Source organism: Candidatus Binataceae bacterium, from assembly GCA_035650475.1.
Lineage (GTDB): Bacteria > Desulfobacterota > Binatia > Binatales > Binataceae > JAKAVN01.
The window spans coordinates 44,656-69,054 of sequence record DASRHP010000014.1 but is presented as its reverse complement, the minus strand read 5'-3'; the positions used below and the strand labels follow the sequence as shown (position 1 = coordinate 69,054).

General features: G+C 66.8%; 21 protein-coding genes and 1 tRNA gene. 14 read left to right on the top strand and 8 right to left on the bottom strand.

Annotation, left to right across the window (positions count from 1 at the left end):
- Positions 1 to 147 precede the first annotated feature (147 nt).
- Positions 148 to 1,449, top strand: a complete 1,302-nt coding sequence (locus VFB33_17340; GenBank protein ID HZO83461.1) for a M20/M25/M40 family metallo-hydrolase — start codon at positions 148 to 150, stop codon at positions 1,447 to 1,449.
- Positions 1,450 to 1,463: 14 nt separating this feature from the next.
- Here VFB33_17340 and VFB33_17335 read toward each other — a convergent pair whose 3' ends face one another.
- Entirely contained in the window at positions 1,464 to 2,918 is a 1,455-nt protein-coding gene (locus VFB33_17335) for an outer membrane protein assembly factor BamD (GenBank protein ID HZO83460.1), read from the bottom strand.
- A gap of 208 nt (positions 2,919 to 3,126) precedes the next feature.
- On the opposite strand from VFB33_17335, the gene VFB33_17330 reads away from it, so the two are divergent.
- The 4 genes from VFB33_17330 (at position 3,127) to VFB33_17315 (ending at position 7,479) form a co-directional block, all read left to right on the top strand.
- Positions 3,127 to 4,002 (top strand): LLM class F420-dependent oxidoreductase, encoded by an 876-nt coding sequence (locus VFB33_17330; GenBank protein ID HZO83459.1) that lies wholly within the window; start codon positions 3,127 to 3,129, stop codon positions 4,000 to 4,002.
- A gap of 136 nt (positions 4,003 to 4,138) precedes the next feature.
- Positions 4,139 to 6,571 (top strand): MMPL family transporter, encoded by a 2,433-nt coding sequence (locus VFB33_17325; protein ID HZO83458.1) that lies wholly within the window; start codon positions 4,139 to 4,141, stop codon positions 6,569 to 6,571.
- Positions 6,572 to 6,595: 24 nt separating this feature from the next.
- On the top strand, positions 6,596 to 6,790 hold the full coding sequence (locus VFB33_17320; protein HZO83457.1) for a hypothetical protein: 195 nt from the start codon (positions 6,596 to 6,598) through the stop codon (positions 6,788 to 6,790).
- The gene (locus tag VFB33_17315; protein HZO83456.1) at positions 6,787 to 7,479 is read left to right on the top strand and encodes a TIGR03619 family F420-dependent LLM class oxidoreductase; all 693 of its coding nucleotides are present in this window, start codon (positions 6,787 to 6,789) and stop codon (positions 7,477 to 7,479) included. Before VFB33_17320 ends, VFB33_17315 begins: the two co-directional genes overlap by 4 nt.
- Before the next feature lie 45 nt (positions 7,480 to 7,524).
- Here the strand turns inward: VFB33_17315 and VFB33_17310 are convergent, their stop codons facing one another.
- The 3 genes from VFB33_17310 to VFB33_17300 all read right to left on the bottom strand — a co-directional run bounded on the left by VFB33_17310 (position 7,525) and on the right by VFB33_17300 (position 10,863).
- Positions 7,525 to 8,409 (bottom strand): hypothetical protein, encoded by an 885-nt coding sequence (locus VFB33_17310; protein ID HZO83455.1) that lies wholly within the window; start codon positions 8,407 to 8,409, stop codon positions 7,525 to 7,527.
- A gap of 247 nt (positions 8,410 to 8,656) precedes the next feature.
- Complete coding sequence (locus tag VFB33_17305; GenBank protein HZO83454.1) at positions 8,657 to 10,459, bottom strand: asparagine synthase-related protein; 1,803 nt, start codon at positions 10,457 to 10,459, stop codon at positions 8,657 to 8,659.
- Between the two features lie 116 nt (positions 10,460 to 10,575).
- Positions 10,576 to 10,863: a PqqD family protein gene (locus tag VFB33_17300; GenBank protein ID HZO83453.1), complete on the bottom strand. Its 288-nt coding sequence runs from the start codon at positions 10,861 to 10,863 to the stop codon at positions 10,576 to 10,578.
- A gap of 502 nt (positions 10,864 to 11,365) precedes the next feature.
- Here VFB33_17300 and VFB33_17295 point away from each other — a divergent pair.
- The 3 genes from VFB33_17295 (at position 11,366) to VFB33_17285 (ending at position 15,072) form a co-directional block, all read left to right on the top strand.
- On the top strand, positions 11,366 to 12,514 hold the full coding sequence (locus VFB33_17295) for a nucleotidyltransferase family protein (protein HZO83452.1): 1,149 nt from the start codon (positions 11,366 to 11,368) through the stop codon (positions 12,512 to 12,514).
- 34 nt (positions 12,515 to 12,548) lie between these two features.
- Positions 12,549 to 13,058, top strand: a complete 510-nt coding sequence (locus VFB33_17290; protein ID HZO83451.1) for a lasso peptide biosynthesis B2 protein — start codon at positions 12,549 to 12,551, stop codon at positions 13,056 to 13,058.
- Positions 13,059 to 13,236: 178 nt separating this feature from the next.
- Positions 13,237 to 15,072, top strand: a complete 1,836-nt coding sequence (locus tag VFB33_17285) for an ABC transporter ATP-binding protein (protein ID HZO83450.1) — start codon at positions 13,237 to 13,239, stop codon at positions 15,070 to 15,072.
- Positions 15,073 to 15,114: 42 nt separating this feature from the next.
- Here VFB33_17285 and VFB33_17280 read toward each other — a convergent pair whose 3' ends face one another.
- The 3 genes from VFB33_17280 to VFB33_17270 form a co-directional block, all read right to left on the bottom strand.
- Complete coding sequence (locus VFB33_17280; protein ID HZO83449.1) at positions 15,115 to 15,375, bottom strand: PGPGW domain-containing protein; 261 nt, start codon at positions 15,373 to 15,375, stop codon at positions 15,115 to 15,117.
- A gap of 62 nt (positions 15,376 to 15,437) precedes the next feature.
- Positions 15,438 to 15,521 (bottom strand) — tRNA-Leu (locus VFB33_17275).
- Position 15,522: 1 nt separating this feature from the next.
- Entirely contained in the window at positions 15,523 to 15,648 is a 126-nt protein-coding gene (locus tag VFB33_17270; GenBank protein ID HZO83448.1) for a hypothetical protein, read from the bottom strand.
- 372 nt (positions 15,649 to 16,020) lie between these two features.
- Between VFB33_17270 and VFB33_17265 the strand changes: the two genes are divergently transcribed.
- Positions 16,021 to 17,595 carry a HEAT repeat domain-containing protein gene (locus tag VFB33_17265; GenBank protein HZO83447.1) on the top strand — a complete coding sequence of 525 codons (1,575 nt, stop codon included), beginning with the start codon at positions 16,021 to 16,023 and terminating at the stop codon, positions 17,593 to 17,595.
- Positions 17,596 to 17,640: 45 nt separating this feature from the next.
- Here VFB33_17265 and VFB33_17260 read toward each other — a convergent pair whose 3' ends face one another.
- Positions 17,641 to 18,081 (bottom strand): CBS domain-containing protein, encoded by a 441-nt coding sequence (locus VFB33_17260; protein HZO83446.1) that lies wholly within the window; start codon positions 18,079 to 18,081, stop codon positions 17,641 to 17,643.
- A 248-nt stretch (positions 18,082 to 18,329) separates the two neighbouring features.
- On the opposite strand from VFB33_17260, the gene VFB33_17255 reads away from it, so the two are divergent.
- The 5 genes from VFB33_17255 to VFB33_17235 all read left to right on the top strand — a co-directional run bounded on the left by VFB33_17255 (position 18,330) and on the right by VFB33_17235 (position 24,335).
- Positions 18,330 to 19,415, top strand: a complete 1,086-nt coding sequence (locus VFB33_17255; GenBank protein ID HZO83445.1) for a thioredoxin domain-containing protein — start codon at positions 18,330 to 18,332, stop codon at positions 19,413 to 19,415.
- Positions 19,416 to 19,556: 141 nt separating this feature from the next.
- Entirely contained in the window at positions 19,557 to 21,011 is a 1,455-nt protein-coding gene (locus tag VFB33_17250) for an amidohydrolase family protein (protein HZO83444.1), read from the top strand.
- Positions 21,012 to 21,176: 165 nt separating this feature from the next.
- Positions 21,177 to 22,469: an acyl-CoA dehydrogenase family protein gene (locus VFB33_17245; protein HZO83443.1), complete on the top strand. Its 1,293-nt coding sequence runs from the start codon at positions 21,177 to 21,179 to the stop codon at positions 22,467 to 22,469.
- Positions 22,466 to 23,263 carry an SDR family oxidoreductase gene (locus tag VFB33_17240; protein ID HZO83442.1) on the top strand — a complete coding sequence of 266 codons (798 nt, stop codon included), beginning with the start codon at positions 22,466 to 22,468 and terminating at the stop codon, positions 23,261 to 23,263. Before VFB33_17245 ends, VFB33_17240 begins: the two co-directional genes overlap by 4 nt.
- A gap of 64 nt (positions 23,264 to 23,327) precedes the next feature.
- Entirely contained in the window at positions 23,328 to 24,335 is a 1,008-nt protein-coding gene (locus tag VFB33_17235) for an LLM class flavin-dependent oxidoreductase (GenBank protein ID HZO83441.1), read from the top strand.
- Positions 24,336 to 24,399: the final 64 nt, after the last annotated feature.

Below are 24,399 nucleotides of genomic sequence, written 5' to 3'. Positions count from 1 at the left end.
ATGAATAAGTGGCTGCTCGTCAGTGGGATGCGGGAGAATTGCCCCGCAATCTGTGGAAAACTGCTACACGCTGGCGTTGCCGTCCGGGAAACCAACAGCCGCTGAACTACACACGCGCGCCGCCGATCGGCTACACTGCTTGGGCCGGTGGAAATCAGCCCACAACGCCGTCTGGCGCGCACGCCATGGGAAAGCTTCGAGCGCGAGGCGCTCGCGCACCTGCGCGCGCTCATTCGCTGCGACACGGTCAATCCGCCTGGCAACGAGCGGGTCGCCACTGAGCTGCTGGCCGCCGCCTTCGGCACCGAGGGCATCGGCGCGGTGGTGCTGGAGAAGGAGCCGACCCGCGCCAATCTGGTCGCCCGGCTGAAGGGCGGTGTCGAGGCGCCCCTGATGCTCTCCTCACATACCGACGTCGTGCCGGTCGAGCCCCAGCGATGGAGCCGGCCGCCATTTGGCGCCGAGGTCGCCGAGGGTTGCGTATGGGGACGCGGCGCGATCGACATGAAACCCAAGTGCGCGATGGACCTGAGCCTGATGCTGGCGCTCAAACGCGCTGGCGCGGTGCCCAACCGCGATTTGATCTTCGCCGCGGTGGCGGACGAGGAGGCGGGCTCGGAGCTGGGCGCGAAATTCCTCGTCGAATGCCATCCGGAGCTTATCCGCTGTGGATGGGTGCTCAATGAGGCGGGCGGCTTCACGCTCCATCTGAACGGTCGGCGTTATTATCCGGTCCAGGTGGCCGAGAAGGGGTACGTTACGGTCAGGATGAGCGTACACGCCCCGCCGGGCCACGGCTCGATTCCGCGCCCGGATAACGCGATCGCGTGGCTTGCCGATCTGATCCAGCGACTGAATCGCACGCCGATGCGCCAGCGACTGACGCCGCTGATGCGGCGCACGCTGGGGGAGCTGGGAATCGACCCGCACAGCGCGCCGCCGCTGTTTCGCGCAATGATGGCCAACACGGTCACGCCTACCATCGTGCGCGCCGGCTACAAGGACAATGTCATCCCGGGCGAGGCCTCGGCGGTGCTCGACGGCCGCACGCTGCCCGGCGAGACGCCCGAGAGCTTTCTGCGCGAGTTGCGCGAGATCGTCGGCCCAGAGCCCGCGTTGGAGGTCATCAAGTCGGCGCCGCCGGCCGAGGGTTCCGCCGACACAGAGCTGTTTCGCCTAATCGCGCGCGAGCTCGAAGCTGCCGACCCTGGCGCGCGCGCGATCGCCTGGATGCTGCCCGGGGCGACGGACAGCAAGTTCTACGCGCAGCTCGGCGCGACCTGTTACGGTTTCGGGCCGGTGAGGGTCGGCGCGAAGATGCCCTTCGGCTCGCTTTACCATGCCCACGACGAGCGTATCCCGCTCGACGGCTTCCTGTGGGGATTGCGTGTTTATGCGCAGGTAGTACTCGGCTTCCTGGGCCTGCGCTTCGACGAAGTATTTGCCTGATCGTATCCGACGGCCTACAACTGCGAGCCGGAGGCGTCGGCAGCCTGATCGGGCGCACCCTGCCCGTTCTCTGGAGTAAAGGTGATAAGTAATCGCGGCGGCGACTGGAGCGGCACCACCGCAAAGCGCGACACCGGCGACGTGTTGACGGTGACTGTGGTGCCGTCAGCCTTGGCCTCGATATCGCAATCGCGGAAGATCGAGCGGTCGAACACCAAATGGCTGGCCATCTTGGGTGCCGGCCGGGTGTCCTTGAGATGGATGGTCAGGGTCGAATAGCCGTTGCCGCTCTGGAGTTCGTTGTCGTAGGCGACTGGCCCGGTAAGATCGAAGATCACGGACAGCGGCGGGTCGGCTGACGAAAGCCGAATGCGGTCGAGCGTTGCCGGCCCGGTCGGTGCGGGCGCCTTGAGTACGCCCGGCAGCGCGCCGTGCTCGGATGCGCGGGCGACGCTTTGGGCCGCGGCGGTGCCGGCGGCGGAAGAGCCGGGGGCGCCGGCAGGAGCGGTCGCGGGATGCGCCGCGATGGTGCTCGCGCCCGCGGGCTTGGCGGATGCCGCCGCGCGTTCGAGGTTCGGCAGGCCGTCGGCTCCATAGATGGCTTTGGAGTCGCTTGCCGCGGCCAGCGCGGCGTCGTCGCCCTGGCGCACGGTCACGTTATCGGGCGAATTGTCGCCGAATCCGCTTTCCGCCAGCACCAGTTTGAGTGGGTCTTCCTCGGTGTCGACCGGCTGATGGAGCTTCTTGAGCTTGGCCTCGGCCTTTTTGGCGTACTCGGTTCCCGGATAGTGCAGGACCTCAGCGGTGTAGGCTTGGGCCGCCGAATACTTCTTGCCTTCCTTCTCCAGCACGTCGCCGAGCTGGTAGAGCGCCTCATCGCCCACTGGCGTATCGGGCCACTTCTGCATCAACTCCGCCAGGCGCGATTCGGCGGCGCGGAAGTTGGCACGGCTGTAGTAGAAATCGCCGATCAGCAGCTGATGGCGCGCGAGCATCTCGCGGCAGATCGCGATCTGCTGATGGGCGAGGGCGGCGAAGCCGGTTTCCGGATAACGCCGCTCGATAATCTCGAACTGCTCGAGCGCCAGCCGGGTATGGGTCTGATCCTGGTCGGGACGGCCGATCTGGTCGAAGTGCGCCATCGCCAGGTAGTACGACGCCAGCTCGATCTGCTTGCTCGTCGGATGCATCTTCTCGAAGTCCGTGAGCGAGGCGATCGCCTCGGCGTAGTGCTTCATCTGGTATTGGGCGAGGCCGATTTTAAGCTCGGCGTCTTCGGCATAGGGGCTGAACGGATATTGGTCAATGAGCTTCTGGAAGTAGATGGTCGCGCCCTTGTAGTCATGGGTCGCGTAGGCTTGCTGACCCAGCGCGTAGTAGTTCTCACCGGTGGGGAGCTGCTGGCGCAGGCTACAGGCCGCCACCCCAAGCGCAAGACAAGCCGCCAGTACAAGCCTCGAATGCCGCATGATGTCCGGGCTGCGGTCAGGTTAAACGCTGCCGGAACCTAACGCAAGCTGGCCAAGGCCAAATTGCTCGCAGGATCGGGCAGTTACGCACCGTTTTGGCGGCGGTCCCGTTCGGGTCGGGCGGCTGCCCTGTGGATGATCGACTTGCCCACAACGGTGCTACAATCGCGCCTGGCGCGCGCATCCATCCCGCAGCAGGAGGGTGACCATGAAAGTTGGACTCGCGGCCTTTCTCACCGAACACTCCGGCAATCCCGGGGCAATCGCTGCCGCCGCCGAGCGCGCCGGCTTCGAGTCATTCTGGGTCGCCGAGCATCTGGTCATTCCGGCCCACTATATGACCTACTATCCGCGCTCGACCGACGGCAAGGTGCCTGAGTTCTATGCCCATCTTGTCGACCCCTTCGTCGCCCTGGCGGTTGCCGCACAGGCGACATCGCGCATCCGGCTCGGCACCAGCATCTGCCTGCTCCCCGAACGCAATCCGATCGAAACTGCCAAGGTGGTCGCGACGCTCGATCTCTACGCGAGCGGCCGAATCAGCCTCGGCGTGGGCGCCGGATGGTTTCCCGAGGAGGCGGCGGTGATGGGCGTCGATTTCAAACGCCGCTGGCGCCATCTACGCGAGTCGGTCGAGGCGATGCGCGAGCTGTGGAGCAAGCCGGAGGCGAGCTACGAAGGCGAGATCATCCGCTTTCCACCGGTCAGGCTCTATCCCAAGCCCGTACAGCGGCCGTATCCGCCGATCCTGCTCGGCGCGCACGATCCCGGGCCCGCGCTCAGGCGGGTCGCGCGATGGGCTGACGGATGGATGCCGGGCGGGCTCAGCCCCGAGAAGGCGGCCGAGTGTATCCCGCAGATCAAGCGGATGGCGCGGGAGTACGGGCGCGACCCGGAGCGGCTTGAGTTTTCCGTGCTGCTCGGTGTGCCCGGCCAGCAGGCGCCCGGGGCCGACGCGCTGGAGCGCTACGCGGCCGCCGGCGTGAGCCGGGTGATAATGCTGGCGGCAGAGATGGCCTCGCGCGATGGCGTCGCGGTGGTCGGCGAGCTGGCGCCGACGATCGAGCGCGCGGGGGCAGTGTGAGCGATTTTCCCGCACCGCCAGGCGTGGTGTCGGCGGCGGGCGGTTGCGGCGGGCTTGCGGCAAATGCTAGGCGTCACGTTCCGCAAACCCGCGCCCGGGGACGCGCGGGAATAACAAGGGGCGATCTTTAGAAGCGATGGGTTCGCTTGGTTCCGGTAATTGGGGGATCGGCGATTTCGTTCTGCGCTATCGCCGTTCGATCGGGCTGCTGCTGCTCGCGATCACCGCCTTTATGGCGTGGAACGCGGCGCATGTCAGGGCGGCGACCAAATTCGAGAACCTGTTTCCCGCCGACCATCCCAACGTCCAGCTCTATGAGAAGTACCAGATGCGCTACGGCGGCGCGCAGACCTTGGTGATGATGATCCGTGTGCGCCACGGCGACGTCTTCAACTTCAAAACCCTCCAGAAAATACTCGACCTTCAGAATGCGGTGAACACGCTGCAAGCGGTCGACCATAACGAGGTCTTTTCGCTTGCCTCTTACCGCGTCGCCTACACCGAAGCGGTGCCGGGTGGACTGGTGTCGCAGTGTTTCATGTACCCGAGGCTGCCCGCCAATCAGCACGAGCTCGACGAACTGCGCCACTTGGTCCACGCCCATCGCGACCGCGTGATGGGGCTGGTGACGCCCGACGACAAAGGCGCGCTGGTGACCGCCGCGTTCAACGCCGATCGGATAGACTACGGCGCGCTGTTCAACCAGATCCAGGGCCTGGTCCACCGCTTCTCCGACCCTAACACCGACATCTACATCGCCGGCGTGCCAGTGATCGTCGGCTGGGGCTACTACTACTTCGACGTGATCGCGGTGATCTTCCTCGCTTCGATCGCCCTGATGCTGGCCATCCTGTATCTCAGCCTGGGCCAGCGCTCGAGCTGGTGGGCGCCGATCCTGACCGGCTCGTTTTCGGCGCTGTGGGGGCTCGGGTACGTCGGCCTGATGGGCTACAACTTCGACCCCATCATGATGGTTATCCCGTTCATCCTGACCGCGCGCGACTTGAGCCACGGCATCCAATGGCAGGGGCGCTACTACGACGAGCTCGACGCGCTCGACGACAAGTACGCGGCGTGCGCGGCGACCACCAACGTGATGCTGCCGCCGGGCTTCCTGTCGATCATCGCCGACATCGCGGGGATCATCTTCATCTCGCTCGGCGGTATCCCGGTGCTCAAAGAGATCGGCTTTGCCGGCGCGGTATGGCTCGCAGGCAGCCTGACCATGGTGTTCGTCTTCCAGCCGATTTTCATGAGCTATCTGCCGCGCCCGCGGATCAAGCCGCGCAGCTGGGCCGAGCGCGCGCTGGGCGCCGGCGGCTCGCGGATGGGCAGCTTCATCGATTGGTTGGTGCAGGTGCCGGTGACGCCGGGCGCGCTGCGTACGACGATTCTGGTCGCCGGCGCCGCCTTTATCGTATGGGGCGTGGCCTCGGGCCAGCGCGCCAAGATCGGTTATACGAGCTCGGGCACGCCGCTCTACCGTCCCGACTCCAAGGTCAACCGCGATATGGCCGAGATCGGCAGGTACGTCCCGCTGGACGAGGGCTGGATCGTGCTCGAAACCCCAGACTGGCCCTCGCCGCAGTCGTCGCTGGGCTCGCCGGTGCTGCGGATGGAGGACGATCTTGCCGCCTATCTCCAGGCGCACGGGCAGGTGGCGGCGGTGGTTTCCTTTTCCAACACGGTGGTCAAGGGGATGAATCGCCTGCTGCATAATGGCCAGCCGAAATACTACGCGCAGCCGCGGATCTCGGCGCTCAACGGCAACATCTGGTGGATGTTCTTCGCGGGCACGGCGCCGGGCGAGATGGAGCGCTTTTTCGCCCACAACCCGCATGTCACCAGCACCTGCATCCGCGTGCTGCTGCCCGACCATACCTACGACCGGCTCAACACGCTGCGCAGCGAGATCCAGGATTTCGTCAACCTGCGCGTCAGGACCGATCCGCAGCTCAAAGGCGTCGCCGTGCGCTACCTCGGCGGTGAAGCGGGGCTTTACGCGGCGGCCAACGACGTGCTCTACAGGCTCGACCTGATCAACATCACGTTCGTGCTCGCCGCGATCTACGTGTTTTGCGTCATTTCATTCCGCTCAGTGGTGGCCGGCGCGCTCTTTATCGTGTCGTGCGTGATGGCGAACTTCGGCGCCTTCGTTTACATGGGCGCGCGCGGCATCGGGCTCACCATCGACACCATCCCGGTGATCTCGCTCGGCATCGGGCTCGGCGTGGACTACGGCATCTACACCGTGGCGCGCATCCGCGACGAGGTGATCGGCGGGCGGCGGCTGGAGGAGGCGATCACGACGGCGCTGAGGACCACCGGCTCGGCGGTGTTCAGCACGTTCGCGGTGATGATCGGCGGCATCTTGCCGTGGGCGTTCTCGCCGCTGCTGTTCCATAACGAGATGAGCGTGCTGCTGATCTTCCTGATGGCGACCAACATGATTGCCGGCGTGCTCATCCTGCCCTGCTTCATCGCCTGGCGCCGCCCGCGCTTCATCTGCAAGTACGAGCGCCCGGCGGGCGCCGAGGTGCAGCGCGCCGCCGCCGGTGCCTCGAGCTGACCGACGGGGGCGGCGGGGAGCGCGGTGGAAATCGGGCTGCATCTGCCGCAGTTTCAGGACGATCCGCGGCTGCTAGCGCGCGTCGCGCGCCGCGCCGAGGAAGCCGGCTATGCCTCGCTGTGGGTCAGCGACCACGTCCTGACTCCCGCGCAGCATCCGACGGTTCAGGTCGGCACGCTGCTGGAGCCGATTGCGACCTCGCTTACGCCGCGGCGGTGACGAGCCGAATCCGGCTCGCCACCAGCGTGCTGGTGCTGCCCTATCGCAATCCGATCGTTCTCGCCAAGGAGCTCGCGACGCTCGACCGTCTGTGCGGCGGGCGGCTCGTGGTCGGAGTGGGCGGCGGATGGATGGTCGAGGAGTTCCGCGCGCTGGGCGCGCCGTACGAGCGGCGCGGCGCGTTCTGCGACGAAGCGATCCGCCTGATGCGCACGATGTGGGCCAGCGACCTTTCCTCGTTCCATGGCGAGTTCTTCAACTTCGACGCGATGCGCTGCGCGCCGGCGCCGGCCGCGGGGCGGATCCCGCTCTGGGTCGGTGGGCTCAGCCGGCGCGCGCTAAGGCGCGCGGTCGAGCTGGGCGACGGGTGGCACGGGACGCGGATGCGCGCGCCAGAGCTGGCCGAGCGGCTGAAGTGGCTTCGCGATTTCGCCGCCGCCCGCGGCCGCTCGCTCGACGGCTTCGCCCTGAGCCATCGCGTCTATGTCGGCTTCGCCGAGCGATGGACCGAAACGGGCGGCTACCTGCGCGGAATCCTTGCGCCGCCCGCCGAACTCGCCGCCTATCTCAGCGAGTTCGCCGAACTGGGAGTCGGTGAAGTGCTGGTGACGCCGATCGCGCTCGAGCGCACCGGTTTCGACGGTTTCTTCGAGCGCTTCGAGCGCGAAGTCCGCCCGCGGCTGCGCTAGCGCTCGCCGAACGGCGGGCAGGTCCCCTTGTATTGGTCCGGAATCTCAGAGGGCGGCGGCTTCGCGCGCGGATTCGTCGGGCGCGAAGCCGGCGACGGTTTGCTCGATTGCGTCGAGCACCGCGGGCAGCCGCTCGAATCCCGCCGCGAACGCGACGCGGAAGACGGGTGTGCGCGCGGCCAGATGAAGGTAGCGGCGCAGCGTGAGGCGCTTGCGCGCCTCGTCCTTAAGGCTGAAAGAGAAGGCATGCGGGAGCAACGCGGCGAGCGCGCGGCCCGCGGAAAGCCGCTCGACGCTCACGTCGCCTCGCACCGGCTCCGCGCGTTCCAGAACGCACAGCGCCGCCAGCGGGCTGGTGGCGAACTCATGCGCGGCGCCGGCGCGCGCCGGCGCGCGACCCAGATGAGCCGCCGAGGCCGCGCGCAACCGCAGGTCGAACGGCAGCCTGATCGTTTTGTTCGGCGCGCCATCCTCGGCCTCGATCGCGACCGCGTCGTCGGCCCATAGCGGATAGCCGCGCGCGCCGAAGGCCGCCGCCATCGTTGATTTGCCGGTTTCGGAAACCGCGCAGAACACGACCACGCCGGTGGACGCGCGGATCGCGCTTGCGTGCAGAACTTCGGCTCCGAAGTAATGCAGCGCCACCGGCAGCGCGGCGTGGCGATAGGCCGCTTCGACGAGCCCGCACTGGACGCCCGGTTCCGGATACGCGGTCACGCTCAGGCGGCGCGCATCGAAGCGGAACGTGGCCGCGCCCGGCATCTCCATCCAGGCGTAGCCGCCGGCGGTGTAGCTGAAGGCGCACGCGATTCCGCGCACGTCGCGCCAGACCTCGACGGCGGCGCTGTCGGGCGGGCGTGCGCGGACAGGCGTCGCTGCGGCGATTGCAAACTCCACTCGCCGCGCGATAAACGCTGGTCCGGGGGGCATGAAAGCCCTCAGGCAGCCTTAGCCCAGCCCCTTCGGCTTGCGGGGAGCATCTCCGGTATCATCAGCCTGAATACTGAGCTTGCCTCCACCACCCTGGATCAGCTCGGCCGCATCGCCGACGTAGGTCAGTTCCATCTTCTGCCAAGGCTGTTTCTCAGCCTCGGCCTGTGTGGCTCCCGACCCTCTGCCTTGACCCTTTGCCATAAGTAGCTCCTTACCCATCTGGATCAAAATCCGAAATCCGCCGCTACAATCGCGCCCTTAGCCACGACTCCATACTCATCATTTGCCACACCCGAAAGGCCTTTGGATGATGGTCGGACTGGAACACGGTACTCACCCAAGAGTCAACCTGCTGCGGCTCGGCGAGCCCTAGGGCGATGAGGGCCTTTGCGCCACCTAATCTCTTCCATACCTCGGCCCCCTCGGCGCGTATCACCGACGGAAAAAACTTTGTGAGCTGCACCTTCTTTTGCTGGTCGAAACCAAGGCCAGGAAACCGCTTGGCTACCGTCTGGCGCACCAGACCCTTGGTCAGTCCGCCACGGTTGAGCAGCGCGGGGGGCGTGCGGTAGAGCAGCTCGACCAGGTCGCGGTCAAAATAGGGGTGCAGAAACCTCAGGCCCAAGCGCTTGCCGTTTTCGAACAACTCTTCCATCTCCCACGAGACCAGCGGATGGTCGAGCGCGCGGTGCACCTCCGCAAAATAGGTTCCGCATTCGGCGAGCCCCCTGATCCGATCGGTTTCCACCGCCTCGACGCGCGAGCTGACGCTGCTCCACAGTTCCGCATCGACCCTTTGCCAAGGCTGCAATAACCTGCGTAACCGATTCCGCTTGATCCGAGCGAAAGTTGACGGACTGCGCCGCTCGAGCGTCCGCAGCGTCGTGTCGCGCAGCAGGGTGCGCAGCCCGAAGCTCCACAGCAGGCGGAATGCATAGGCGCACTGTCCAACCCTGAACGAACGACGGGTTTGATTCCACAAACGGTAAAGCCCGACAACATCCAATGAGCCGATCAGATCAGCGGCCAGAAAGGGCGAGACGCCCAGCCACTCGTCGCCACCGGTGCCAGTCAGGATCGCCCGGCATCCGTTCTGTTGGCCCAGACTCGCGAGATAGTTGTACGCGCTCAGCAGGTAGTTCTGCAGCGGATGAGGTGAGTGCGCGCTCATCTCGACGGCCGGTCCCAAAATCCCCCGCGATCCGACCGCGACGCTGAAAGGCACGAGGTCATGCTCCAGGCCGAGCCGTTCTCCCACCGCCTTTTGCACCCGCTCTTCATTCGCTTCAGGGGTCGAAAAAATCAGCGAAAGAGCACGCGGCGCCGGAACCCCGCGCTCGCGGCTGAGGTCGGTGGCGACGGCGGCGATACTGACGGAATCAAGTCCGCCGCTGAGATAAATTCCCAACGGGCCGAACTCCAAAGACCGCTCGACCGCACGCGACAATAGCTCGTTGAACCGCTCGACCTCGTCTTCGGTCACCCAGCCTGAGCCGAGCTTTGGCGCTTGCGGATTCCAATAACGATAAACCCGCCGCTCTCCGCGGCTCACTGCGAGGGCGTGTCCAGGCGGAACCCTTTCCGCCTCGGCGTAAAAGGTCTCCCCGAGCTTGGGGAAGAAATCCAGGAAATAGCTGGTGACCGCAGCTCGATTAATCGCCCGGGAGACAGACGGATGGCGCACCACGGCTTCGAGCGAGGTCGAAACGATCAGGTCGCCTGCGCCGCTGGAGAAGAACAACGGATGATTGCCCATCGCGTCGCGCGCGCACAACAGCAGGTCGCGACTCGCATCCCAGACCACGAGGGCGAAGATCCCGCGTAGCCTGTTAAGCAGGTCTTCGCCCCAGCGTTCATATGCCCGCAGTATAGTCTCGGCATCGTCGGCCTCGTCGGTGCCGAGTTCGCCAGCGAGGTCGGCCCCGTTGTAAAGGAAGCCTTCCAGCACAACGGCGCAGCTGCCCGTGGCCGCGACCAGCGGTTCGGGTTCTCCGAGCTGGCAAAACAGGTTGAGCCGTCGTTCGGCGCGCGCGGGACCCAAGGCCATCCGCCGATGGCCCGGAACCTCGCTGGCGATGCCGCGGCTGAGCGCCGCGACCCATCGCGGCCACCCATGCTCTTTCAACTCCGGTCGGAGCGCGGCTGCCCTTACTGCCATCGGCGTCAGCCTTCCTCCAGCTCCAATAGCTGCTCTTTGTTGAGCGAGGCCACCATCCGCTCGACCTCCACCGTGACTTGCGCCCGGTCAACTTCGAATTCTCGGCAGAGCTGCTCTTCGATTGCCTCGAGCCGCTCCCCCGCCGCCAGCAGTTCCCAGAGTCTGGCGCCGGTGCGATTGAGCGAAAAAAAGCGGTTGGTCTTAAGGTTGAGCAATACGATCTCGTCGCCGAAGCGCTCGCTCATCACGTCGGCAGATAACCGCGCGCGGATAGTGTGGTTGCCTGTGCTCACTGCGTCTAAGCCGGTGTTAATCGGCCTCCGAGCTCCTGACTCCTCCCGCGGTTGCGCCGAGCACTTAGAGGTGACGAGGAGTATCCGTTATCTTAATATCGTATAGAACACGTTTAGTCAAATTGACGGTTTTGAGCTAAACTGAACGCCAAATTCTCGACTTCCGACTTCTCGGTCCCCCTTCGAGCTCTCCTTCCGGTCCTTCGCTAGACTCGGCATCTAACGGCTGAGTGTGCCGACTTATGCTTTCGCTGTCTAGATGCCTGAATCCCGTTTCGCATCGCCGAATCGGCGCTCCTGATCCGTCAGCGCAAGCTTTGGAGCAGAGTTTCAGGCACAATGGGCAAAGAGGCGCGATGTGCCTGCTGTCGCGAACGACACGGAACTGACCGCAAGGACGCGCAGCTTGGATGCGCCGAGCGAAGTTCAGGCTCGTCGGTCATCCCATGCGATTGGCCCCGGGCGCGAGGCGGAGCTAGCGCTCTGTTGTGCGGCGCTGGCCGTGACGGGACATCGCGCGGCCCGAGCGCGGGAGCTCCTTGGCGGCGGGGCAATCGACTGGCTCGCGCTTGCGGCGTTTGCCTCGCGCCACGCGATCCTGCCGCTCGTGTACAAGAGCCTGAGCCAGACGCTCGACGGGGTAGCGGCGGCTGAGGCGATTCAGCCGATGCGCCGGCAGTTCCAGGCCAATGCCCTGCGCAACGCGTCGTTGGCGCGCGAGCTGGTCCGCGTCAACGCGCTGATGGCGACGGCCGGCATCCGGGCGCTCGCGTTCAAGGGGCCCGCACTGGCCGTCCATGCTTATGGCAGCTCCAATCTCCGGCAGTTTATCGATTTGGACCTTCTGGTGCGCGAGGACCAGGCGGCCGAGGCGGTCAGGCTCCTGACCGCCGACGGCTACGTCGCGCCTGCTGGATACGGAGTCGGGGAAATCGGGCGAAGTGGCGTCTTTGAAACCTCGCTCGCGAAGCCGGGATCGTTTGCGGCGATCGATCTCCATTGGCGGCTCGCCGAGCCATATTTTCCGCTGGCATTGGGCGGCGACGAGCTTTGGCAGCGCGCGATAACGGTCGAATTGGAAGGCGGCGGCGTGCGCACGCTTGCCCCCGACGATCATCTGCTCTACCTCTGCGCGCACGGTGCCCGGCACGGATGGGAAACGCTAAGCGGCGTATGCGACGTCGCGCAGTTGATGCGCGCCGCGCCCGTTGATTGGCAGCCGCTGCGCGAGCGCGCCGCGCGCGTCGGGGCGCGCCGGATGCTTTTGCTGGGAGTCGTGCTCGTTCACGACCTGCTCGAAGCTGAGGTGCCCGAGGAAGCGCTTGTGGAGGCGCGCAGCGAACCCGCGGTAATTCGCGCCGCGCGCACCTTCATCGCGCATGCGGCCGATCCGGATGCGCGCGGGCCACGGCTTTATCAGCGATGGTCGATTCCGCTGCGGATGATTGAACAGCCTCGCGCGCGAATCCGCTACCTCGCCGCCCGCGCGCTTACCCCGGGCGCCGACGATCGCGAACTCGCACGCCTGCCGCGCGCCCTGGCACCGTTGTACTACCTGCTGCGTCCATTGCGGATTGCTCTGAAAGGGAGCAGCGCCGCCATGCGCGGGCTCTGGCGCGCGGATTCAGTGACGCAGCGCAGGGCACGCTGATGCGCGGCGGCATCATGGTTGGTCCGATTCCGTTTTGGCGGCAGCGCGTGGCTTGCCGGGCGATCGGCGATCGGAGATCATCGAGCACGTGATGCGGCGCCGGCTCGCCACCTTTCTTAGCCTCCCTTCCTCCGATCGCCGCCTATTGATGCGCGCGGCGACGGCGGTCGCCGCCGCCCGCGTGATGGTCAAGCTGATGCCGCTGCGAACCGCCCGCGGCGCCCTTGTCGGCAGTCAACGGCGCCTGCGCGCGGCGCCATCGAATATTGCCTGTTTACGGCCCCCTGCCGAGCGCATCATCTGGGCGGTCGAGGCCGCCGGACGTGCGATTCCAGGCGGCGGCAACTGTCTTGTGCAGGCGCTCGCGGCGGAGGCGCTGATGCTGCGTGCGGGTTATGCGTGCGACCTGCGAATCGGCGTCGCCAGGGACGGCGCCCGCAACATGGCGGCCCATGCATGGTTGGTCGCTCCCGACGGCAAGGTGCTGATCGGCGATTTCGACCTCGACCGCTACCGTCCGATGGCCTCGACCGGAAGGCCGTGATGAGCGCTGCTGCGGAGGTCGCGCTTAGGCATGACTCGATTTGGCTCGGCTATGCATGCATTGATTATCTAAGAGAAACTAAATACGCTGAATTGCTGGAATGACGGCAGCCAGCTCCCTGCCCGGGTTCCGCGACGCTGACCACGCCGATTCGGCCGTCAGGCAGCGTGAATCCCTCGTGACAAAGACCCTCGTTGCCTATATCAGGACGCTGCTCGAAGTCGGACGCCTCCGGCTCGCCGGCGCGCTCGCCCTGATGCTTCTGCTGTCGCTGACTGAGGGTGTCGGCCTTGCGCTGCTGCTCCCGCTATTGCAGGTCGCGGGGCTTGACCTTGGCGCCCAAGGTTCGCTTGGCCGCTACGAACGCACGATTGCGGGGGCCATCCAGGCCCTCGGCCTGCATCCGAGCCTGCTCGTTCTGCTGATTGTGTTTGCGGGGCTGGTCGGAGCGCGCGCTGTGCTAGGCCAATGGCAGAACGTCACCTTCTACTCGATCCAGCAGAGCTTCGGACTGTTGCTCCGCCGCCGGCTGTACCATGCGATCGCGAACGCGCGATGGCTGTTCGTTTCGCGGCTGCATTCGGCCGACCTCACCCATGCGCTGACCGCCGAGGTCGAACGGGCGGAAGTCGCAGGTTCGCAACTGTTGGGGCTGGTCTCGCGGCTGCTCCTGCTTGCGCTCTACCTGGCGGTCGCGCTGGTGGTCTCGGCGCCGACGACGGCGCTGGTGGTCGGCTGCGGAATTCTGCTGGTCCTGATGTTGCGTCGGCGCACGCGGCTGCTCCATGACGCGGGCGCCGATTTTTCCCGCCGCACGCGCGACCTCTACGCCGCCGCCGTCGAGCATCTCCAGGGCCTCAAGGCCGCGCGGATGTACAGCGCGCAGGAGCGCAACTTCGAGTCTTTCGCCAACGTCAGCGCTGAGGTCGCGCGCAGCGGCGTCGAGATCATGCGCCAAGGGACGGCCGTGGGCACGCTGTTCGAGCTCGGCTCGGTGGCGATCCTCGCCGTCTTGATTTACGTCGCGCTCCGCATGCTCGAGGTTGCCCCGTTCGCCGTGCTCCTCCTGCTCGGGATGTTTGTGCGGGTCACCCCGAGCGTGATGCTCTGCCATCACCTGTACCGCGAGCTGGTGCAGGCGATGCCCGCGTTCGAAAACGTTATGGGGCTGACCGCGCGATGCGCAGCCGAGGCCGAGCCGGCGGGCGCGCCGCCGGCGGCGCTCGAGTTCGCAGGCGCGCTGCGCCTGGAGCGAGTCTCTTTCTCCTACCAGCCCGACAAGCCGCCCGCCGTACGTGAGCTCGATCTCGTCGTTCCGGCGGGCGAATTCGTCGCGTTGGTCGGCACCTCGGGCGCCGGCAAGAGCACCATCGCCGACCTGATGTGCGGGCTGCTCGTGCCTGCCGCCGGCCGAGTGACGATCGACGGCGCGGTGCTCGACCAAGAGCGCGCCCGCGCGTGGCGCGCGCAGGTCGGCTACGTCGCCCAGGACACCCATCTCTTCCGCGGCACCGTGCGCGACAACCTGTTGTGGGCGCGGCCCGATGCGGGCGAGGCGGAGTTGCGCGCGGCGCTCGCCCTAGCCGAGGCGGCCGCCTTCGTTGACGCCCTGCCGCAGGGGCTCGATACCCCGATTGGCGAGCGCGGCGCGACCATCTCGCAGGGCGAGCGCCAGCGGCTTGCGCTCGCGCGCGCGCTGCTGCGCCGTCCGCGCCTGCTGATCCTTGACGAGGCGACCAACAGTCTCGACGCGCATACCGAGCAGCGTATCCTTACCACCGTCGACGCGCTGCGCGGCGAGACGACGATCGTGATGATCGCCCATCGCATCGCCGCCGTGCGCTATGCGGGTCTGATCTACGTCATCGAGGGCGGCGCGGTGGCCGAGTCGGGAAACTGGGACGAGCTGTGCGCGCGCGAACACGGGCGATTGCACGCGATGTGCCTGAGCCAGGGGATCGCGCCGGCGCCGCTTGCCGCGCCGCCTCCCCAGGTGGCGTTGCGCCGCGCCTGACCCGCGCGCCGGGCGCGACGCGCGTCGAGCGCGGCAATTTCCTCACTGCGGAGGCGATTTGCGGCGCTCCGCGGAATCCGCTCGGCCGCGGACCTTGTTGCCCAGCTCGGTTCCCTGTTCCTTGAGCCGGTTGAGTAGGCGGCGCGCCCAAACGAATTCTGCGCCGAGCACGCTCAAGCCCAGGAAGATCGCGAGCCATCCCGGACCCGGCGTCACCAGCATCACGACGCCGGCCGCGATCAGGGTAAAGCCGATGACGGCGGCGGCGACGCGCCGCGCCTGGCGCAGCGTGCTTATCCACATCGCGCGCAGCCCGCCCCGGTGGTCAACGTTCGATTAGGCAAGGTGAATGCCGCGGCGGCGGATGGTGCGAGAGGGGGGACTCGAACCCCCATGCCTTGCGGCACCGGATCCTAAGTCCGGCGCGTCTGCCGTTCCGCCACTCTCGCGTCAGGGGAAAACCTTATTGAAAAAGTCGGGACGGTAGAAGGCCGACGACGGACGCGGCGCTGCGGGGCCGCCGGCGCGCGGCCGGCCAATCCCACTGACCGTGCCCTCCGCCGGTTCCTGCGCCATACGGAAGATCCTGTGCCGCTGCCGCGGTGGCTTGCTCGATTCAATTTCCGTGCCCGCTCGCTCGAGGATGAACGTGATCGGCGTGCGTGCTGGTAGTGCGGCTGAAGCAGAAGCAGGCGCGGCTCGCCGCACTGCTCGGCCAGCCCGCTATCGCCGGCGGACATGAGAACGGCCGCGCACCCGGCGCGCCTGCGAGCCGCCTGGTGGGCTGCTTTTGCGCCCGGCGATGTCTATACTTGCGTCGTGCGCCCACCGGCCCCAGCGCTCGCGCTGCGGTTTGTACTTGCATCGATAATCGCCCTTGCTCTCGCGGCGCTCGCGCCAAAGCGCGCCGGCGCGGCCGATGTGGCCTGCAACGCGCAACTCCAGCCGATGCTGACGCGGTTCGTCGGCTCGGCAGAACCGGTCAATGAAAACCAGTTCTTCGCGCTGCTCAGGCAGTGCGCGGATAAACCTGCGCTCGGAGCGCTGCTTGACGCGCTCGCCAAACCCGCTGCCGTGCGTGAGCCGTTCGAGTTGGCGAGCGCGGTGGAGGCGGCGCTCGCCGCACCCGCGCTGGTCCATGACGCGGAGGCGACGCAGTTGTTCGCCGCGCGCCTCGCCGCCGTGAACTATCCCGCCACGAGGGCGTCGCTGACCTATCTGTTGGGATGGCGCGACGATGCGCCGGCGCTCAATCGGCTCCTGGGCGCCGACCCCGCGCCCAAGGTGCGCGCGGCTGCCGCCGTCGCTCTGCGCAACTGCAAAACGCCGCCCGACTTTGCGGCGCTGTGGCGCGCCGCCAAAAATGACCCCGACGGCGCCGTGCGCGCGCAGGCCTACCAGACGCTCGATCGCTTCGGCCAGTTGCATACGGCGGACGATTTCCTCGCCGCCAGCCGCGCCCAGACCGAGGCCGCGAGTATCGGCCGCTTCTTGGGACGCTGGCTGCGCGCGGAAAAGTCCACGGACGACGAGAAGGCTGAGACGCTGACCCGTATTGCCGAGCGTAGCGGCAGCGCCGAAGCAAGCGGCGCATTGTCGGAGATCGTGCGCACCTTGGAGCCGCCGCCGCGCGCGCTGGTCGCACTGGCTGTATCGCCGCCGCCTCCTGCAGCGACGATGGGCGCGCCGTGGCCGGGCGCGCGCGCCGCTGCGATGCGGCCGCTGCCCGTTCCTGCGGTCGAGCCGCCGGAGAGCGGGTTGCAGAAGGCGCTCTACCTGCGCCGCGCACGTATCACGAATGCCGCGCTCGCGCAGTTCGCCGCCAGCAGGGACATGCGCGAAGACGCGGCGCGCGGCGCGATCCAGTGCGCGCTGGCGGTCAACCGATGCGGCAAGGGCGGATGCGTGGCGTTAGGGCAAATCCTTGGTGCCACCGACCGCCTCGACGGGCCGCTTGCGCTCGAAGCCTCGCACGACGTCTCGACCACGGTCGGGGCGCCCTACTTCGCCCATCGCCGCCGCCAGTACGGAATCGCGTTTGCGGTCGCCTTGCTCGTGGCGGCGCTAACGGTGTTAACCGGCTTCGTGCGCCGCGGCGCGCGAACCTTCGCGATCGGCGTGGCCTGGTTGCTGGTCCTCGTTCCCGCCGCGATGCTCCAGTTCAGTTCGGGTTCGATGATGGACGCGATGGTTTGGCCGCCGCTCAGGTTGTGGCCGGCGACCGCCTTGGGCTCAGTCGCGGCGACGTTGCTGGTGGCGGAGGCGGTTACGCTTGCGCTCGGGCGCCGATGGCTGGTCCCAGGCGCACTGCTGGTGGGCGAAGCGGCCTGGTGGTTGATCCCCGCCCTGCTCGACGCCTGGGGCATCAGCCTCGCGATGCAGCATTACTCGCCTGATGAGAATTGGCTGCCCTTCATGCTCGCGCTGGTCATGGCGGTGGGGGCGCCGCTTTTGACGCTGGCCCTGAGCGGCGCGGCCTGGGGTGTCCAGCGGATGGTCCTCGCCGGCGCGCCGGAGCGCTGAGGCGCGCCGCCTCGGATTCGCGCCGCTCCCGCTGGCGGCGACGCGCTACGACGCCGAGCAGATGTAATTGCGCAGCGACTCGAGCTCGAACTGCGCCTCGTGCAGACGCTGCTTGACGACGTCGCCGATGCTGACGATCCCGGCCAGCCTGCCGTCGCGGATGACCGGCAGGTGGCGGATGCGCTGCATCGTCATCACTTCCATCAGCTCGACGATCGCGTCGTGGGGCGCGCAGGTTCTCACCTCGCGCGTCATCAGCCGCTCGACCGGCATCGCCATCACCGCCTCGCCGTGCTCGGCGATGCCGTGAACGATGTCGCGCTCGGAGACGATACCGACCAGCCGACCGGATTCGTCAACCACGGGCGCGGCCCCGATACGCCTCGCGGTGAGCAGGCCGGCGAGCGACGTAACGCTCTGGCCGGGGGTTACGCTTATGACCTCGCTGCCCTTCTGCTGGAGGACTGCCGAAACCGTGCTTGCCATGGTTCGACCTCCTTTGCCGCGGACCAAGCTTCCAGGTGACCGCCCCAGTGCTCCATTGTATATAGCCGCGGCGGCCTTCGGTTAAGCGGGTTGGGAACCCGATCCGCCGCCGCGGCAGCTCGTTAGAGCGCGAACATGCCACGGGCGCGGCGGCGCGCCAAACCCCGGTCGCGGCGGGGTTGCCGTAATGATAGGCTTGATGCGGCTTAGGGCCTTAACCCAATTCTGCCCGTAAGGACGAAAAATCAGTGCGTAAAGAACTTAGTGCGATTCGGAAGCTGGCGGTGCGCCTCGACGGCCGCTCCCTGCTGGCGGGGGCGATCGCGGCCGGCGCCGCGGCTTTCCTCATCGGCGCGTCCGCGGCCGCGGCGGCGGACGTGAGCCCGGTGCTCGCAACCGTCGGCAGCCACAAGATTACCCAGCAGGAGGTGGACGCCAAGATAAAGGTCCAGCTTTACGACGCCCGCAAGGGCGCGCTTGATGATATCGTCGATGACTACGTGCTCCAACAGGCGGCCCGCAAGGACCACCTCAGCGTCGCCGATTTCCTCAAGCGCGAAATCGACGACAAGGTCGCGGCCGATGTGAACGACGCCTCGGCCAAAAAGTTCTACGACCAGAACAAGGACAGGATCGCGGCGCTTAAGGCGACCCCCTACGACAAGGTCAAGGATCGCCTGATCGCGGCCTTGCGCCAGCGCGACGCCCAGCAGCAGCGCGAGGCGCTGCTGGAGCGCCTGCGCCAGCAGTACGGGGTCAAGGTTTTGCTCCAGCCGCCGCGGGTCGAGGTCTCCAGCACCGGCCATCCCACGCTCGGCCCCAAGGACGCGCCGGTCAAGCTGATCGAGTTCGGCGACTTCCAGTGCCCCTTCTGCAAGCGCGCCGAGGACACGGTCAAGCAGGTGCGGGAAAAATACGGCGACAAGGTCGAGATCGTGTTCATGGATTTCCCGCTGAGCTTCCACGATCACGCGATGGCGGCGGCCAACGCGGCGCGTTGCGCGGGCGAGCAGAACAAGTTCTGGCAGTACCATGACGCGCTGTTCGCCGATCAGTCCAAGCTCGCGCCCGCCGACCTCAAAGCTACCGCCAAGAAGCTCGGGCTCGACACCGCGAAGTTCGACGGCTGTCTAGACAAGGGCAAATACGAAGAGGCGATCAAGAAAGACCTCGCCGAAGGGCGCAAGCTCAATGTCAGCGGCACCCCGACCTTCTTCATCGACGGTCGCCAGCTGGTGGGCGCGCAGCCGCTGCCGCAGTTTCAGCAGATCATCGACGAGGAGCTCGCGCAGGCCGGCAACCACGGGACCAAGAAGACGGCGGCGGCGAACTGATCGCTTCGCGGCTTGACCGCCTCGAGCCGCCGGCGCCCTGGGCCGGCGGCTTTTCTTTTGCCTCGCCGCGCGTGTAACGCCCGCGCCCGGGGTTGGCGCGGGCCGCGCGGGTGGGCTAAAACCTTGGGCCGGAGCAAAATCATGTCCGCCAAGCCCGTCTCGCCCTCGGCCGCGCTGCGCGCGCGGCTGAGCCATCCGATAATTGACTCCGACGGCCATCAGTACGAGGCCGGGCCGCTGTTCTTCGACTATCTGCGCGCGGAGGCCGGCCCGTCGGCGGTCGAGCGCTTCGGCAAGGCGAGCTTCGACGGCTTTCTCGGCGCCGGCTGGCGCACGCTGACGCGCGAGGAGCGCCATGAACGGCGCGCGATGCGCCCGACGTGGTGGGCGAGCCCTGCGCGCAACACCCGCGACCTCGCCACCGCCCTTTTCCCGAGGCTTTTCCACGAGCGGATGAACGAGATGGGACTCGACGTCTCGATCATCTATCCGAGCGTCGGGCTGATGGCGGTGCAGATCGGCGACGAGGAGGTCCGGCGCGCCGCGGTGCGTGCGCTCAACAGGATGCGCGCCGAAATGTACGCCGAGTTCGCCGACCGCCTGTTGCCGGTCGCGATTATCGCGATGCACACGCCGCGCGAGGCGATCGAGGAGTTGGAGTTCGCCGTCGGCCGGCTCGGGATGCGCGCGATCATGATGGCGAGCTACGTGCGCCGGCCGGTCAAGGCCGCTGAGCGCATCTCGCCCGAGGCCGCCCGTTACACCTACTGGCTCGACACCTACGGCCTCGACAGCGAATACGACTACGACCCGGTGTGGGCGAAGTGCGCCGAACTCAGAGTGTCGCCGACCTTCCATTCGGTGGGCTACGGATGGGGCAGCCGAGCGACGCCGTCGAATTACGTGCACAACCATCTCGGCAACTTCGCGGCGAGCGCGGACGCGGTCTGCCGCGGACTTGTGATGGGCGGCGTGCCGAAGCGCTTTGCGCAGATGCGCTTCGCCTTCATGGAGGGCGGAGTCGCCTGGGCGCACAACCTGCACTGCGACCTGATCTCGCACTGGCACAAGCGCAACTGGGGCGCGGTCCAGAACTACAATCCCGCGCACATCGATCGCGAGAGCCTCGCGGATCTGTGCCGCCGCTACGGTGGCCCCGGGCTGTCGGATCGCGCGGGCGAGCTTTTGAACGCCTACGCCCGTGCCATGACGCGCGGCGAGGACCCCGCGCTGCTCGACGAATGGGAGCCGAGCGGAATAGAAAGCGCCGAGGAGATAAGCGCGATCTTCAGCAGGCAGTTCTACTTCGGATGCGAGGGCGACGATCCGCTGACCGCGCTCGCCTTCGACCGGCGCACCGCGCCGCCCGGCTCCCGGCTGCATCCGCTCTACGGCTCGGACCTGAGCCACTGGGACGTTCCCGAGATGGCGCGGGCGGCCGAGGAGGCATACGAGCTGGTCGAGCACGGCCTCATCGACGAGCAAGCCTTCCGCGAGTTGGTATTCGACAATCCGGTCAGCTTCTGGACCGCGGCCAATCCCGATTTCTTCCGCGGTACCGTGATCGAGGACGCCGTGAAGAAGTCGCTCGCATAGCTATTGAGTACTGGACTCGGTAATGAACAGGCTTCCGTTCCGCGGCCCCCTGCGCTGTCATTTCCGCGCGCGTGTCTGACGTGCGCAGAGACTCCCGGAGCCCATTGCGGACAGCTTTGAGGCCGTTGATTCAACCCACATAGCCGAATCTTTGAGGAGATCGCCATGAGCTGGGATTTTGAAACCGAACCCGACTTCCAGAAGGAACTCGACTGGATGGAGAAATTCGTGCGGGAGGAAGTCGAGCCGCTCGACTACGTGCTCGGCTCGCCCTACGATGTGCGGGATCCAAAACGCAATGCACTGGTGCGCCCGCTTCAGGCCGAGGTCCGCAAGCGCAGGCTCTGGGCCTGCCATCTCGAACCCGAGCTCGGCGGCCAGGGCTACGGCCAGCTCAAGCTCGCGCTGATGAACGAGATCCTCGGCCGCTCGCGCTTTGCGCCGACGGTTTTCGGATGCCAGGCGCCGGACTCCGGCAACGCCGAGATCCTCGCCAAGTACGGCACGCCGGAACAGAAGAAGCAGTACCTCGAGCCGCTGCTGCGCAACGAGATCGTGTCGTGCTTCTCGATGACCGAGCCGCAGGGCGGCGCCGATCCCAAGGTTTTTACGACCCGCGCCGAACTGCGCGGCGATAACTGGGTAATCAACGGACAGAAGTGGTTTTCTTCCAACGCGCGCTACTCCTCGTTCCTGATCCTGCTCGCGGTCACCGATCCCGACGCGCCGCCCTACAAGCGGCTCTCCACCTTCATCGTTCCAACCGATGCGCCCGGCGTGAATATCGTGCGCAACCTCGGCGTTGGCCATGAGGACGAGGGCACCCACGCCTACGTCAACTATCAGGACGTGCAGGTGCCCAAGGACCATCTGTTGGGCGGGCGCGGAGGCGGCTTCGTGGTCGCGCAGACGCGCCTGGGCGGCGGCCGTATTCATCACGCGATGCGCACTATCGGGCAGGTGCGCAAGGCGTTCGACATGATGTGCGAGCGCGCGCTGTCCCGCACCACCCAGGGCTCGCTGCTCGCGGACAAGCAGATGGTGCAGGAGAAGATCGCGGACTCGTGGATCGACATCGAGCAGTTCCGCCTGCTCGTTCTGCGCACCGCCTGGCGCATCGACAAGTACAAGGACTATCTCAAGGTCCGCAAGGACATCGCGGCGGTGAAAGCGCAGATGCCCAAGGTGTTCCACGACGTCGCCGTGCGCGCGCTCCAGATCCATGGCTCGCTCGGCGTGACGCCCGAGATGCCCTTCGTGGACCAGGTGATGGAGAGTTTCGTGATGGGTCTGGCCGACGGGCCGACCGAGGTCCACAAGATCACGCTCGCGCGCCAGGTGCTGCGCGAGTACCGCGGGACGAACGGGTTGTTCCCCACAGGGCACATCCCGGCGCTGCGCGAGGCGGCGCTTCGAAAGTTCGCCGGGCGAATCGAGCTGGAGGTGGCAGCGCAATGACGACGCGCGCCGTGCAATACGATTTCAGCGGCAAGGTGGTGGTGATCACCGGCGGCAGCCGCGGGCTGGGCCATGCGATGGCGCTGGGCTTCGCCGCCGCCGGCGCGAGATTGGCGATCGCCAGCCGCAAGCTCGAAGCGTGCGAGGCCACCGTCAAGGAGATTCGCGCGCTTGGCTCCGACGGCTCGGCGCACGCGGCGCACGTCGGCAAATGGGCGGATTGCGACCGCCTTGCCGAAGAGGTTTATGCGCGATGGGGCCGCGCCGACGTGCTCATCAACAACGCCGGGCTCTCGCCGCTCGCGCCGTCGTCGCTCGAGACCAGCGAGGAGCTCTTCGACAAGATAATCGGGGTAAATCTCAAGGGGCCGTTTCGGCTCTCGGCGCTCTTCGGCTCGCGGATGGCGGCGGGCGAGGGCGGTGCCATCATCAATATTTCGTCCACCGCGTCGGTTGCGCCGAGCCCGGAGACCGCGCCTTACGCCGCGGCCAAGGCCGGACTGAATATCCTGACCGTCGCGCTGGCCAAGGAGTACGGCCCCAGGGTGCGCGTCAACTGCATCATGTGCGGCCCGTTTCATACCGATATCAGCAAGGGATGGTCGCGAACCGAGGATTTCACGCGCCGCGCGCGCGAGACCTTTCCGCTCCAGCGCGCGGGCGAGCCCGAGGAGGTGGTCGGCGCGGCGCTATACTTCGCCAGCCCCGCCGCCAGCTTCACCACCGGCGCGGTGCTCACGATCGACGGCGGCGAAACCCATCCGCTCGTGCGCACGGTGTACGCGGGGCGCTAGCGCCCCGCAACTGGAGGCGAGTACGGGCGGGAGCCAGGGCGGCCCGTCGGAGGCTGCGAGATCGATGGCAGAGGCGATCAAGTTCGGCTACCTGCTCGGCTTCCGCAATCCGCCGGGCGCAAATCTCGACTTCCATACGCTTTATTCCGAGCTGTTCCGTCAGGCCGAGTTCGCCGACCGCGCGGGATTCGATTCGATCTGGCTGACCGAGCATCACTTCACCGACGATGGTTATCTCGCCGCGCTCATGCCGACACTGGGCGCGCTCGCTGCGCGCACCATCCGCGTCGCGCTCGGCACCTATGTGCTGCTCGCGCCGTTTTACCACCCGCTGCGCCTGGCCGAGGACACCGCAGCGATCGACGTCATCTCGGGCGGGCGGTTGCGGCTCGGAATCGGACTCGGCTACCGCGCGGAGGAATTCGGCGGGTTCCAGGTGCCGCGCGCCGAGCGGCTCGGGCGTACGCTGGAGACGATCGAGATTCTCAAGCGCGCGTGGACCGGCGAACGCTTCAGCTTCGCGGGCAAATACTTCCAGTTCCGCGACGTGCGCGTGCTGCCGCGCCCGCTCAGCCGGCCGCATCCGCAACTGCTGTGGGGCGGAATGGCGCCCAAAGCGATAGAGCGCGGCGCCGAGCTCGATCTCTCCTTCGCCTGCAATCTTGGCCAGCGCGAGGCCGCGCTCTACCGCGCAGCTTTGCGCAAGCGTGGCAAGGACCCCGCCGCCTACGACATCGTGAACAGCCGTACCGTGTACATCGCCGACAGTGCCGACCAGGCGTGGGCCGATATCGAGCGCCCCGCTCTGTACCAGGCCGAGCTGTACGCCAAGTGGCTGTCGGAGGCGACCGGTGGCAGGCAGACGTGGATCAAGCCGGAGCCGGAGAAGGTGCGGCGCACCTGCGTGCTCGGAACCGCAAAGGAAGTGACCGCGCAGCTCGCCGCGATTGTCGGCACGGGCCAGATGAGCGAGCTAATCGTCGCCATGCAATTGCCGGGCCTTGCGCCGGCCAAGGCGATGCGCTCGCTCGAGCGCTTCGCCACCGAAGTCCTGCCGGCGCTGCACCGTTGACGCGGCTCGACGCGACGCGCCGCCGCCACGTCAAGGTTCGGGCATTCTTCTTCGCACTCAGGAC

What these genes read in the sequence shown, in the direction of transcription:
- VFB33_17335 (HZO83460.1), bottom strand. Translation starts at nt 2,918, where the DNA reads ATGCGGCATTCGAGGCTTGTACTGGCGGCTTGTCTTGCGCTTGGGGTG.
- VFB33_17330 (HZO83459.1), top strand. Translation starts at nt 3,127, where the DNA reads ATGAAAGTTGGACTCGCGGCCTTTCTCACCGAACACTCCGGCAATCCC.
- VFB33_17325 (HZO83458.1), top strand. Translation starts at nt 4,139, where the DNA reads ATGGGTTCGCTTGGTTCCGGTAATTGGGGGATCGGCGATTTCGTTCTG.
- VFB33_17310 (HZO83455.1), bottom strand. Translation starts at nt 8,409, where the DNA reads ATGCCCCCCGGACCAGCGTTTATCGCGCGGCGAGTGGAGTTTGCAATC.
- VFB33_17305 (HZO83454.1), bottom strand. Translation starts at nt 10,459, where the DNA reads ATGGCCTTGGGTCCCGCGCGCGCCGAACGACGGCTCAACCTGTTTTGC.
- VFB33_17280 (HZO83449.1), bottom strand. Translation starts at nt 15,375, where the DNA reads ATGTGGATAAGCACGCTGCGCCAGGCGCGGCGCGTCGCCGCCGCCGTC.
- VFB33_17270 (HZO83448.1), bottom strand. Translation starts at nt 15,648, where the DNA reads ATGGCGCAGGAACCGGCGGAGGGCACGGTCAGTGGGATTGGCCGGCCG.
- VFB33_17265 (HZO83447.1), top strand. Translation starts at nt 16,021, where the DNA reads ATGCTGACGCGGTTCGTCGGCTCGGCAGAACCGGTCAATGAAAACCAG.
- VFB33_17260 (HZO83446.1), bottom strand. Translation starts at nt 18,081, where the DNA reads ATGGCAAGCACGGTTTCGGCAGTCCTCCAGCAGAAGGGCAGCGAGGTC.
- VFB33_17250 (HZO83444.1), top strand. Translation starts at nt 19,557, where the DNA reads ATGTCCGCCAAGCCCGTCTCGCCCTCGGCCGCGCTGCGCGCGCGGCTG.
- VFB33_17245 (HZO83443.1), top strand. Translation starts at nt 21,177, where the DNA reads ATGAGCTGGGATTTTGAAACCGAACCCGACTTCCAGAAGGAACTCGAC.
- VFB33_17240 (HZO83442.1), top strand. Translation starts at nt 22,466, where the DNA reads ATGACGACGCGCGCCGTGCAATACGATTTCAGCGGCAAGGTGGTGGTG.
- VFB33_17235 (HZO83441.1), top strand. Translation starts at nt 23,328, where the DNA reads ATGGCAGAGGCGATCAAGTTCGGCTACCTGCTCGGCTTCCGCAATCCG.